10 protein-coding genes are annotated in these 12,674 nt (G+C 36.4%); all 10 read right to left on the bottom strand.

Annotated features, from left to right (window positions below; all coding sequences use genetic code 11):
* Nucleotides 1–15: 15 nt before the first annotated feature.
* A complete protein-coding gene (locus CHB68_RS03840; protein ID WP_089259518.1) occupies nt 16–1,620 on the bottom strand; it encodes a glucosamine inositolphosphorylceramide transferase family protein in 1,605 nt (534 codons plus the stop codon).
* Between the two features lie 48 nt (nt 1,621–1,668).
* Nucleotides 1,669–4,041, bottom strand: coding sequence for a GumC family protein (locus CHB68_RS03835; RefSeq protein ID WP_089259517.1), 2,373 nt, complete (start codon nt 4,039–4,041; stop codon nt 1,669–1,671).
* A 134-nt stretch (nt 4,042–4,175) separates the two neighbouring features.
* Nucleotides 4,176–5,273 (bottom strand): non-hydrolyzing UDP-N-acetylglucosamine 2-epimerase, encoded by a 1,098-nt coding sequence (wecB, locus tag CHB68_RS03830; protein WP_089259516.1) that lies wholly within the window; start codon nt 5,271–5,273, stop codon nt 4,176–4,178.
* Nucleotides 5,274–5,279: 6 nt separating this feature from the next.
* Nucleotides 5,280–6,131 (bottom strand): polysaccharide deacetylase family protein, encoded by an 852-nt coding sequence (locus CHB68_RS03825; RefSeq protein ID WP_089259515.1) that lies wholly within the window; start codon nt 6,129–6,131, stop codon nt 5,280–5,282.
* A 14-nt stretch (nt 6,132–6,145) separates the two neighbouring features.
* Nucleotides 6,146–7,123 (bottom strand): GNAT family N-acetyltransferase, encoded by a 978-nt coding sequence (locus tag CHB68_RS03820; protein ID WP_089259514.1) that lies wholly within the window; start codon nt 7,121–7,123, stop codon nt 6,146–6,148.
* Between the two features lie 4 nt (nt 7,124–7,127).
* A complete protein-coding gene (locus CHB68_RS03815; RefSeq protein ID WP_089259513.1) occupies nt 7,128–8,129 on the bottom strand; it encodes a GNAT family N-acetyltransferase in 1,002 nt (333 codons plus the stop codon).
* A 47-nt stretch (nt 8,130–8,176) separates the two neighbouring features.
* Nucleotides 8,177–8,878, bottom strand: a complete 702-nt coding sequence (locus tag CHB68_RS03810) for a WecB/TagA/CpsF family glycosyltransferase (RefSeq protein WP_089259512.1) — start codon at nt 8,876–8,878, stop codon at nt 8,177–8,179.
* Complete coding sequence (locus CHB68_RS03805; protein ID WP_089259511.1) at nt 8,879–10,063, bottom strand: delta-aminolevulinic acid dehydratase; 1,185 nt, start codon at nt 10,061–10,063, stop codon at nt 8,879–8,881.
* Between the two features lie 306 nt (nt 10,064–10,369).
* Nucleotides 10,370–11,431, bottom strand: coding sequence for a glycosyltransferase family 4 protein (locus CHB68_RS03800; protein WP_089259510.1), 1,062 nt, complete (start codon nt 11,429–11,431; stop codon nt 10,370–10,372).
* The gene (locus CHB68_RS03795) at nt 11,424–12,620 is read right to left on the bottom strand and encodes an O-antigen ligase family protein (RefSeq protein WP_089259509.1); all 1,197 of its coding nucleotides are present in this window, start codon (nt 12,618–12,620) and stop codon (nt 11,424–11,426) included. Before CHB68_RS03795 ends, CHB68_RS03800 begins: the two co-directional genes overlap by 8 nt.
* Nucleotides 12,621–12,674 lie beyond the last annotated feature (54 nt).

Genomic DNA, 12,674 nt, shown 5'->3' with positions numbered 1-12,674 from the left:
TATTGATGAATATCCCTATTTGTAACGGTAGGCAGCATCAAAAACAAATTTACCGTTACATTCATGCAAATGGTGTAGCCCCATTAAATTATGCTCAAAATCAGGCTCAATAACCTGTACCGTAGTTTCCTTATATTCCTCCAGCGTTAATTTTTCAATTTTATTGATATTCAACGCCCTACCATACACTCCATCCGTATTTCGTTGTGAAGGCCTATAGTACTCCCCTTCATGCATAAATATCGCCCCTCCATTTCTTGCTACACTAGCATCTATAAGAACCGGATTTTGTTGATGGGGAATTAGGGTATTGAGCTTAACGCCATCAACTTTATAGATAAACAGTTCACTATTCATGGGAGATGTTCGCGCAGCCTGTTTGTTTAAAAATAACCACTGCTGTTGATCCTGATCGGTATGGAAAAAAGCATCGCCCACTGCTTCCCCTTCAAAAGCTGTCGTATAGGGTTCCCATTGTAACGGAAAATCCACGGCCTTATATATTTCCAAAGTTTTGTTCTCGCTACCCTCGGGCATTAAGAAAATCTCCCCATCTTGCTCGAATATAAAGGGAAAGGACAAATGGTATCCCGTATCCAGTATATCCACAATCTGGGTCAATTGATTATCTTTTAAAACACCACAGCTAATTTTTCCCTTTTTGGTGCTATAGGAATAATTTTCAAAAAATAGATAATCGGTTCCCTTGTGGTGAAAAAGAAAGGGGTCTGCCCAAAATTCATTATCGGGCATGGGCAACGCCATTGCAGAGGACGTAATATCCTGAAAAAAACCCTCGTTACCTGTAAAGACCGTCCAACATTCATACCGCCTGCTTACAAGTTTTGCCATTGATTTTTCATACAGCTTGTTCACAAAACCGCCATAAAATTTCCCCATATACTTTAAGGTAGAAAATAACGTGGGGTAACTAGTGTTGGTCTTCACCGGCATGGAAAACTCCGTAAGTTGAAGGGTATTGTTCTTTAACCTATCTAGGCATTTAAACAGTAAGGACACGCTACCTTCAGAAACAATGGTAGCCGTTTCTGTCATTGACCAATGCCTATTAAAATGTGCTTGATCTACAATGGCATACGCTTGAAGGTTCGCTTTAAAATTGACCAATGTTGCCGTAACGACCGGTTTTTTCTTTACCACTTCCCAAAAACCAACGGGGCCATCATCCTCCAACGAACTTTCCTTGAACAATAGTTCCCAGAGCCCATATGTTGAATTTTTTAGCAATGCATCTGAAACAGGAACGCTATCCAAATTCAATAGAAGATCCATTGGTCCGGGTTCATCCGATCCAAGTACACCAACTTTTAAATCGTTCAAAAACGGAAAAGAATTTGAAGTATAATTTGCTTGGGGAGGGTTGAACAACAATCTATTTTCAATAGCGTACTGCGTTCTTAGCAATAAACCGGACACTCCACCAATCTTCTGAGCATGAGCATTGACGCTACCGGTATGGCCCAATCTCCAATTGAAGAATGGGCCATTGGCCAATAGTATTTCCGGTTGCATATCCGGGTCGTTGCAAATTCCTTCAATGACCCTATACTGCCAATTGCTAAGCTGATTTAAGCTATTGACAAGAATTGCTATTTTCATTGCATCGATTATAAGATGAGTAGCCTGTAAAGTACCACAAATTTAGGTTTATGCTTTTTTAAACCATTTTTTGGATTTCTCCGGCTGTTCCATCTCATATCCATATCCATACCCATAATTCAATTTACCGGCATGCACTTGTCCTACGGCATTCATTACGTAGACCATATTTTTGACTTTCTTGCTCTTGTTGAGCTCCTTTGAAAACTTCATTACATTTTTATCCGTTACCCCGGCACGTACGGCAAACAAGGTAATATCGGCATGTTTTGCAATCAATAGGGTGTCCGTCACCAACATGGTAGGGGCCGTATCCATAATGACATAATCATATTCTTTTCTGGCCTCTTCCAAGAACTGTTCAAAATTCTTACCGGACAACAGTACCGGAACGTTAGAAGGTACCGCCCCGCTCAAAAATATTTTATGATCGGGATTTGCCTTAAAGCCCTCAAACGTATGGGGCTCAAAGTCCTTTATTTTACCGGCCAGGTAATCGGCAAGGCCTTGGCTATTCTTATCCAGACCCAAGTAGGTATGCAAGGTTGGGTTTCTTAAATCCCCACCCACCAATAAAACACGTTTACCAATACTGGCATAGGCAAGGGACAGATTAAGTGCCAATAAGGTTTTACCTTCTCCCTTAACTGCGGAAGTCACAAAAATAACCTTACCGGTTTCATCTGTTTCTTCCGGCGATAACAAATGGGTAACATTGGCACCAAGTATCCTGAACGACTCCGCAAGAACGGACCGATCATTGACATCGATGAACTTTTTATCCTTTTCAAAAAATGGAATCTCCGCAACCACGGGAATTTCAGGATTTAACTGCTCAATCTCTGAACGGTCGTGAATATTGTTATCCGTAGAAAAACGGATATAGAAGACCAGGAACGGCAATAAAAGCCCCAATAGTATACTTACCGGGAATACCACGGTAGGTTTAGGCCATAATGGATCCATATTCGTTAGACCGTATTCAATAACCTTAATGGTAGGTGCGGTAGACGCATAATCAATTGTGGCCTCTTCACGTTTTTGCAATAACAATAGGTATAAGTTCTCTTTGATGCTCTGCTGTCTTTCAATAGACCTTAGCATTCTTTCCGTTTCCGGTAATCGTGAAAATCGATACCCGGCAGAGTTCTTTTCCTGATTCGTTTTACGCAATGACAGCGCCAATTGGGCCTCATAATTGTTTACACTACTTAATATATTAAGTTTGCTCAACTCTAACTGCTTGGACAATTTAACCAAGGTAGGGTGGTTAGAACCAACCGATGTAATTAACTTTTGACGTTCCCTGGCCATATTGTTATAATTGGACACCATAGCGTTCAATCCGCTATTGGCAAGTCCAATATCTGCGGGAAGTAGATTATATTCCGCTTCATTGGCTACCGTTTTTTTCAATAAATTGGACAATGAAACCTGAGTTTCTAGTTTAAGCGCCTCACTTTCCGCTTCTGTCTTACGCTGAAGATTTGCTCCGGCATCTGATTGAATGAACGATATATTCTGCTCTTGCTTTAAATTTTGCTTACCCGCTTCAATAGAATCAAGTTCTTGGGACAGGTAAACAAATCGTTTTTCAATTACTTCCAACGTCCTTCTGGATACCAATTGCCTATCCAAAATTCCGTCTTGGTTGAAATTGTTGATTATAGAGTTTAATACCTGTTCTGAACGTTGTTTACTCTCGCCCAGCAAAGAAAGATTAAGGACCTCACTATTGGCTTCTGTAGTAATGGTCAGTTTTTTGGCCAATTTAAGGGTCGTTTTTCTCTTAGAGTCTATTATTACCTTGAACGAATCATTTCTGTAATTCTTTACATTGGTGATACTTTCTGCCAATTCAATTTTAAAGGGCAGATAATAAACAGAGGTATTGGCTTCGTTATAAGGAACATTGTATTGCGTACCTTCTTCATCCACAATATCAAAACCGGTTTCGGTCAACTTTACCTCATATTTTAAAGGTTCGTTGATCTTGTCCTCTGAGATGTTCTTTCTGACCGTAAATGGCGGCTCCCATATTTGCTTGTAGAGCAGATTGTTCAACTGCTGGTATTCAATATCCAAATGAAGCTCATCTACCACATTATGCAACAGACGGTACGACTGAATTACCTTAATCTGATTTTGTATATCCAATAACCTATTATTGGGGTTTGCACTAGCAATGGAAATGACATCCTTGACAACACTTGTTTTCATGGCGTCTTCCAAAATCTTGATTTTTGCCTCTGTCTTATAGATTACAGGAGCATATTTCATATACGCAAAGGCAATGGCACAAAACAATAGTACCATCCCCAAGAACCAAGGCCAAAAACGTACATATTTGGCAATTGCCTCTTTTATGTCATATGATTCCTTGTCCTCTTCAAAATCTAAGACGTATGTTTTTTCGTTCATAATTAAAGTCAATATTATTCAACAATACCTAACCCGTACACAACCAAACTAATATTTGGTATGGTTTAGTATTTTTTTATCAAGTTTTAACCTAAAAAGCGGTACAATATTACAAATCGCTAAGGTTTAAGAAATTATAATTCTTTGAAATCCAATATTATATCGACGATACGACCTGCTGTTTTACCGTCCCATAATTTTGGGATACCACCCGTTTTCCATTCCCCTTTAAAAAGTTTCTCCATGGCAGGTTGAATGGACTTTGGATCGGTTCCTAAAAGTTCATTGGTGCCCTCTGTAATGGTTTCCGGTCTTTCGGTATTGTCACGAAGTGTCATACACGGAATACCCATTACCGTAGTTTCTTCCGTTATACCGCCAGAATCCGTGATTACGGCCTTACTTCTTTCTACCAGGTAATTAAATTCCAGATAGCCCAAAGGTTCCACCATATGCAATCTTGGATGTGAAATTTTCAGGTTGTTCAATATTTTGGCCGTACGCGGATGAACGGGAAAAACCAATGGTACCTCTTTGCTATGTGCAATTATTTCATCCATCAACGATTTTATCTGTGCTTCTTGATCTACGTTTGCAGGTCTGTGCAAAGTCATGACCATATATTCCTTTTCCTTTAAACCTAATTGATCCCAAATATCTGGCTTGGCAAACCTTGACCGTTGCTTTAGCAATGTATCTATCATAGTATTGCCTACATAAAATATTTGCTCCTCCTTTACCCCGCTATTACGTAAATTTTCATTTGCAATTTCAGAAGTGGTAAAGAAATAATTGGTAATGGCATCTGTAACCAACCTATTGATTTCCTCTGGCATTGTCCAATCATTAGATCGAATACCCCCCTCAACATGAGCTACCTTTATATGAAGCTTTTGCGCCACAATGGCACAGGCCATCGTAGAGGTAACATCGCCTACAACGATTACAAGATCAGCCGGGTTAGCGATCAACTCTTTTTCAAAACCGATCATGATACTAGCCGTCTGTTCGGATTGGGAACCACCACCAGCCCCTAGGTTTACATCTGGATCGGGAATATTAAGCTGTTCAAAAAAATCACCGGACATTTTTTTGTCGTAATGCTGGCCAGTATGTACTAGCCTATAGGAAATATCATTACCGTTGTCCTGAGCATTTTGAATGGCATGGATAATTGGTGCAATTTTCATAAAATTTGGTCGTGCACCTGCAATAAGTGTAATTTTTCTCATAATTTTTTAATCTAAAACAGCAACTTTTTTTTGGTTCCAATCTATTTGATCATTGGCTGTGGAAATATCCATAAACTGAAAATCGTTTAGCCATTTTTCAAGTTTAGGCTTACATGATTTTAAACCTACATAAGACTTAAACCGTCTTATTGAAGATAAATCCTTGATCAAGGGTTGCTTATAATCAAAGTCCCTTGGATGAAAATAACTCATTATATAATCTGACTTGAGCGTCGCTTTTTTAATAAAACTGTATGGTAACAACCTAAAGTACCCACCACCTGAAAAAACCATGGACTTACCTACAATAGATTGAATATTTATTGGAAATTCCTTTAAGGTTACACCATTATACTCTATAACGGATGGTTTGGCACTAGGGAAGCACTTAAGTCCGCCATGCGCATGCTCTATAGGGAAAACGGATGAATCTGTGGTAATACCCAATTCATGCAATACCTCAAAAGCCCATTTATTATTATGTGATATGGAAAACCCTGGCGCACGGAACAGCTCTACCTTTTTCCCAATACAATCCTCTATAGTTTTGATCGATCGTTCAACATCATTATAAAAGGTTGGGCGGTCTTGTTCATATGCCAATTGATGCATATGGGTGTGACTACCAATTTCATACCCCCTATCAGAAATCATCCTTACTACCTCTGGATATTTTTCCGCTATCCACCCTACAACGAAAAATGAAGCGGAAGCCTTGCTTACGTCCAAAATTTCAAAAATGGTTTCCATATTCTTGTGGATGCGAGACTCATAATTTACCCACTCCTTTTCTGATTTGGTAGATGGGTTATCCAAAATATGGAACCACTCCTCTATGTCAAAAGTTAGAATTTTCATTACTTCTGCGGATTTTAGTACACATATTTAGAGACATAATGCCCTAATATCTGTGAAGTTCGTAGTGGTTGGTATTTCCAGATTTTAGTCAAGAACTCAAAATCTCTCAATGATGTCTTTGGCTCCTCTGATAGATTGTAATAGATAGGAAGCTCAATAGGGTTCCAAAGCTTTTTATATTCATGTTGGGAACTATCTATTGTAGACCTTCCAAAAGAGAAATAGCGGTGCTCCTTTGCAATGGAGGTTTTGATCATTTCCCAAAACATGAGTGCATTTACATTTTGCTTATTATATGTTTCATCTGTTCCTGACCAACATAGTTCGTTAAAGCCTAAATAAGAAAGGGAAAAACCCGCCGAGATTGCTTTAACCCCGTCATAGATAACGGTAATTTGCACATCACCATACGTGTATTGCTGTAGTAAATTCCTAAAAAATTGCTTCCCCAAAGGAGGTGAACCAAATTTGAGCATGCGTTGGGAAAATATGGTGTAAAAATCATTTAACAACTCTATTCCCCCAGATTTTACATCAAAATTCATTTTAAGGGTCTTCCTGATTTTCTGTCTTAATTTCGCATTAATGGTCATGAACATTTCATCTTCCGTATCCTGCAATTTTAGAATACAGCTGATTTTTTTATCGATATAATGCTCAGAAAGTTTTTCAAAACTTCGTATTTCAAAACTAGGGGCGTTTATTAGAGAGGATATATTTACATTGTTTGCATATGAAGTTTGTACTAGTGGGCCTCCATATGAAAAATGGGGCATGGATACCATCTTTTCACCAACATTGACTATAGGCATTACACCAATGGTTTGTTCCCCGTCCTTTATGAAATAGTTGGTAGAGGAATATCCAAAAGTATTGGACAATATTTTTCCCAAACTTGGATTATGGGCAATGGTAACCATCTGATGGTTATTTTCCTTTTCAAGAAAATCATTCCATAATTTGATATTGTTACATTCTTGTAATGACAACATAGTCCTAATAGATATATTTAGATATATAATGCCCTAATATCTGGGAAGTTTTCAGGGGCTGATATTTCCATATTTTAGTTAAAAATTCATACTCTTTAATAGATATACCAGGTGACTCAGATAAATTAAAATACAAAGGCACTTCTTTAGGTTTAAATTGCAATTTGTATGTATGGTTATGACTATTCTTAGTTGATCTCCCTAATGAAAAATAGTAATAACCTGCATTAATTGAGTTTTCAATCATATTCCATAAAAGAAAAGCGTTCACGTTATATCTGTTATAATTTTTATCTGTACTACCCCAACAAAATTCTTTGAAATTCAGATATGATAAACAAAAACCTGCCGCTACTGGTTTATCATTATGATAAACTACCGTTATACCAACTTCACCATTTTTATATGTATTAAATAAATTATAAAAAAAAGATTTCCCTAAAGGGGGTGAACCTTTCTGTAGCATACGCTTAGAATACAATTGATAAAAGTGCTTTAAAGCGTCGGGGCCATTTTCAGTAACGGTGAAGCCTAATTTCTGTGGCTTCCTTATTTTGTTTCTAAATCTAGAACTAAAGCCATTAAAAATTTCATTTGCATCGTTATTCAAAGGAATAATGAAAGTGGATTTATTTTGTTTTGTAAAGGCCGATAGTTTTTCGAAGCTTCTTATTTCAAAATTATTCTCTTCTAACAGTAAAGAATAATCAACTTTACTAGAATAATTCTTTTTAAATATTGGACCACCATAAGAAAAATGTGGCATGGAAACTACTTTTTTTCCTATGGACACAGTTGGTAAAACACCAATTGTATTTTCTCCTTCTTTAATAAAATAGTTCTTATAGGTATATCCAAAGGTTTTTGATAGAATAGCGCCTAAGCAAGGGTTGTGAGCTATTGTAACCATTTGTTGATTACTCTCTTTAACAAGAAAATCATTCCACATAGCATTGTCTCTACACTCTGTAATTGACAATATTTTATCGTTATTCTTGTATTTCATTAGCTAAAAGTATTGCAGTACCATGTTACACCTATCCACTTTATTTTTTATAATTTATTAAAAAGCAAATTATAGAAATAGGGCAGCAATCTAATATCACGCATTAAACGTTTTCTTGGTTCCATTAATGTTCTGTATATACCCTCTAAGTTATTATCTATCCACCATTTTGGTGCTCTATCTAACAAACCTGTATAAACATCAAAACTACCCCCCAAACCTTGGTACACTGCTGCATGTTGCCCATACATTTTTTCCATCAATAATTCTTGTTTTGGTGAACCCATTGCCACAAAAACAACATCCGGTTTTTTAATGCTTATATCCTGGATTAAATTTGCCTCTTCCTCTTGAGCCGTTAAATATCCATTTCTATACCCAACGATATTGATAGCAGGAAATTCAACTCGTAATTGAGTTACCGCTTTCTGGATAACTTCTTCCTTGCCACCGACAAGGTAAAACGTTTTTTCCGACTGGTAAGCCTTTATAATATCTAACCAAAGTTCACAACCTGGGATTTTAATAGCCTCTTTGTATCCTTTTTTATGCAATGCCCAAACCGCAGCAATACCATCAGAATATCCTACATTTCTGTTGATAATAGCTCTGGTCTGCTCATTTGCATAGTGAATTTTTTCCCCATTTACCGCAACAAGTATTTTCTTGTAGGCAAATGCAAACTCCATTAATTTGGCCCTTGACTCCGGTATATAAATTTGTACACCGCTTACTTTTTCCGATTTCATTTACAACACTTCTTTTAAATAGTTGGACATCGCATTAAACATAAATGCGTTACTCCACCTCATATAAGAAATCTTGGAGCTGATACCTTGTCTTAACTGATAGTAATAAAAGCCTTTAGAATCCTGCATATTTACAATTGTCCAGTTCATTACTTTATCGGCCAAATCCCTGTTTTTTGTAAAAGTCTTTGTTTTGGATAGTGTTACGAACAATTGACCAGGACAGTGAATATCTATAGGATACACTGCATTGTGATAGTATTTTGGGGTGCCATCTGGCATAAAAAAAACTTTCAAATAGTACTTTAAACCCAGCTCTAAATATTTGGAAAAAGATTCATCTCCTGTTATATCTTGATAGGTCTGTATTGCGTCTAAGTTGTATCCAGTATGAAAACTATCTTTCCAACTTTGAGTCTCCAATAGACCATATATCCATGATCCATCTTCAGATTGAAGTTCACAACAAGCTTTTATGGTAGCACCAGCTAGTTTTTTTAGTTCTTCTTCTTTACTATATTGGTACACTTGACTTAAAATCTTTGCACCTAATAAACTTGCATTTATAACCGTATCATTACCTCTTAAGACAGAATATGAAAAAAGAAAGCCTTCATTAAGGATTGTTCTTTTTAAATCACTAATCACAAATTTTGCTGCAGATTTAGAAGAATCCAAATAACGCACTTCTTTGGTGATTTCATAAGCCTTTAACAGCCCTTCAACACAAAATGAAGTAGCTACAACTGTGGGTGTTTCTTTAGGGAACAAAAAACTTAATCTTGCCTGCCAATCAAAATTATACCCCCAACATGCTCCACTATAATAAGTATTGCTTCGTTCTAATAATAAATCAGCTATTAATTTAATGCTATGTTCAATCTCCTCAACAGAACCATAAGTCAAATCACCTTTTTTTGCAATAGTATATATGTTACAGTATCCTGATAAAAAAAGAGCTAACCCTTTTGAATTATACTGCTTAGGCACCATTAACAATTTTCTAAAATTGATGGGAGACCTTTTAAATCCCTGAATCCACACTAATCTCGCAACATTCCATTTCTTCAATGGCAATGCATTGAATATTTTGGAATTGAGTCCGTCATAAGGATCCCACCCTTTGTATTGCTCAGATTCGCAATACTCCTTTAGCTTTAAAAAAGAATGTATAATCTCTATCATTTACTTCATTATAATTATACCTAGATTTTAGTATATTTTAACAACCAAGTAGTCATCTTCTCGCTAAATTATGACGACCTTAATTAGGTTCTATAGAAAGCCGATTAACTACATTAAGATTCGAAGACTTACATAATAAGTAGCAAAAACCCCATAAAATAAGGGAACTAAATAAAATTGAATTCTGTTAACATTGCATAAAACACGATGAAAACCATCATCGTGAACAAAATACTATAGCAGTATCCTTATAAATTTACCAAGAACATGTTAGGGATAAATAAGAATGCTTAAAAAGTGAGTGGGTTAAAGTAAAGATTCTAGTTCCCCCAGTAATTTTTGAGCTACCCTATTACTTAAAAGGTGTTCAAGTGCGAAATTATAATTGAAGTCACCCATTTCCTTCCTTAAGTTGGGTGCAACTAATAATAATTCAAGTTTTTCCTGTAAGTCTTCAGCATCCTTAGTACGTACAAAATAACCCATGGTGCCATCCTTAAAAAAACCTTTTAATCCACCAACAGCCGTAGTGATCACCGGCTTTCCAAAAGCCATTGCTTCCAAAACCGATATAGGAAGACCTTCACTATAGCTTGGCAAGCAGTATACGTCACAATTATTGTAGCATTTAATTTTCTCAGCTCCCTCTATATGTCCTGTTAGCACTATGTTATCATTACCGGCTACAAGACCACGAATAGCATCGATCTCATTGCCACTACCGGCAATAATTAATTGAAGGTGTTGATATTTTACCTGTAATTTTTTAAATGCGCTAATGGTCTCATAAATTCCTTTTGCCTTGATAAGCCTTGAGAGAAAGAGTATTTTGAAATTATCATCGTTTTCACTCTTTTGGTTTAACACAGGGTTATTGACAAATAAACTTCTATTCACCATGGTAGTAGACACTATTACTTCCCCTTTATATCCCCAGGCTAACAATTTACTCTTAAAGTCATAAGATAACACAAAAATTTTCTTTGCCCTACCTAAGCTTTTTTGAAAAAACGAAATATATTTCTTATCGATTTTTTGTTCAAAATCTAAATTCCAACCATGAAAAATGAGTACAAAAGGTATGTTTTTTCTAAAAAGATATTTAGCAAAAAATGCATCCCTAAAAAAACTACGACTTCCTAAGGATGGGTTTAGAATTAACAAATCAGTAGGCTTGTCGGTAGCTTTCTTTAAATGCCATAAATCAATTAAAGGTCCAAAAATATTCTTACCATGCCCTCCTATTTCCAAGGGTGTGAACGTAACGTGTTCATGAGCCTTGAATTCTGGAAACAAAGCGTTCCAAAACGCACTTACGCCTCCTGGCAATGTTAATTTGGGTACGGTTACCGTAATATTCTTAAGCATTCCTAAACATTCTTTTTCTTAATACATTTTCAAACTCCAGCTTTACAAAAACCAATACCATAAAAATGTCCAACTCAAACCACATGCCCCCCTGGGTCATCATTAACGAGCCATAAAGGAAAAAAATGGCCATTGCCAGCCTATATGACGGCAAGGTCTTTCTTTTTAGGATGAACTTGAACAAGGAAATTAAATATCCGATAAAAAAGATTATACCTAAAAGCCCATTCTGGCCCAATTGTGTAAAAAACTCATTATGCGCATATACAGGTAGTCCCGTTTCTTGGTACATATGCATGATCAGGTCAAAAAAACCATGTCCAAAAATCATTTCGAAAATATTACCATTGTACCAAAGCTCAACAGAAGCCATCCAAAAGAGCAACCTACCAGACCCGGCAGCTGTTTGCTTACCGTTTCTAATGTCGAAAATTCTATTGTAAAAGGCCTCATTACTCTCAAGAAGGATATAGAACCCTACCCCAACCAGTATAAGGATACCTAAACCGGACAGTACTTGCTTTAAAGTCAATTTTTTAGGAAGGAACAAGAAAATGAGTCCAATTACGAACATGAGGTAGCCGGTACGGATATAAGTAAGATATATTAAATAAATACCATAGGCCAATAGGGCATAATTCAATTTTGGAAAACGGATTAAGGTTGATTTGGATTTGATATATGCCAATAATATCAAAACTGCCGTTGTGGTGGTTATTGCCGCACCGTGCGAATTTTGAAACATACCGGAGTAGCTGTCAAAATCCTTAAAACTTAAAACATCCTTAGCCTTACTCTCCAATAGTCCAAATGTAAAAGGTATGCCCGATATAATAACAAATTGCGCAAAACCCAGTAAAAGTTTATCCAACTTTCTAATATTCTTAATATGCCTGTAGGCATACTCGAACATTAAGGGAAACATCATATACCTTATGAAATCAACAATACCGTAAAAATAACTGATGGAAAAATTGGCGGTAACGATATTCTTGGTAGCCCGTGCGTAAGACCATTTAATAAAGCCAAGCTTTTTATCATTACGTTTTATCAGTACTTGCCAAAAAAGAAAGACAAATAAAGGAATTTTCCATACTTGGGAAAATGTAATAGGGCCCACTTTAACCGGTCCCATGAAAATCAAAAAGAACAGAATAAGGTATGGATATAGTATTTTGATTTTTTTCATCAAAACGTTTATTTGCTGCTAAAAATTAAATTTTTACAATCGTTAAAAACACTT

This window comes from Maribacter sedimenticola, assembly GCF_900188415.1.
GTDB lineage: Bacteria > Bacteroidota > Bacteroidia > Flavobacteriales > Flavobacteriaceae > Maribacter > Maribacter sedimenticola.
The sequence above is the reverse complement of the archived record's forward strand: the minus strand, read 5'-3'. Positions and strand labels throughout refer to the sequence as shown.

Excerpts from the sequence above, each read along its gene's own strand:
- CHB68_RS03840 (WP_089259518.1), bottom strand. The coding sequence starts at position 1,620 with ATGAAAATAGCAATTCTTGTCAATAGCTTAAATCAGCTTAGCAATTGG.
- CHB68_RS03835 (WP_089259517.1), bottom strand. The coding sequence starts at position 4,041 with ATGAACGAAAAAACATACGTCTTAGATTTTGAAGAGGACAAGGAATCA.
- wecB (WP_089259516.1), bottom strand. The coding sequence starts at position 5,273 with ATGAGAAAAATTACACTTATTGCAGGTGCACGACCAAATTTTATGAAA.
- CHB68_RS03825 (WP_089259515.1), bottom strand. The coding sequence starts at position 6,131 with ATGAAAATTCTAACTTTTGACATAGAGGAGTGGTTCCATATTTTGGAT.
- CHB68_RS03820 (WP_089259514.1), bottom strand. The coding sequence starts at position 7,123 with ATGTTGTCATTACAAGAATGTAACAATATCAAATTATGGAATGATTTT.
- CHB68_RS03815 (WP_089259513.1), bottom strand. The coding sequence starts at position 8,129 with ATGAAATACAAGAATAACGATAAAATATTGTCAATTACAGAGTGTAGA.
- CHB68_RS03810 (WP_089259512.1), bottom strand. The coding sequence starts at position 8,878 with ATGAAATCGGAAAAAGTAAGCGGTGTACAAATTTATATACCGGAGTCA.
- CHB68_RS03805 (WP_089259511.1), bottom strand. The coding sequence starts at position 10,063 with ATGATAGAGATTATACATTCTTTTTTAAAGCTAAAGGAGTATTGCGAA.
- CHB68_RS03800 (WP_089259510.1), bottom strand. The coding sequence starts at position 11,431 with ATGCTTAAGAATATTACGGTAACCGTACCCAAATTAACATTGCCAGGA.
- CHB68_RS03795 (WP_089259509.1), bottom strand. The coding sequence starts at position 12,620 with ATGAAAAAAATCAAAATACTATATCCATACCTTATTCTGTTCTTTTTG.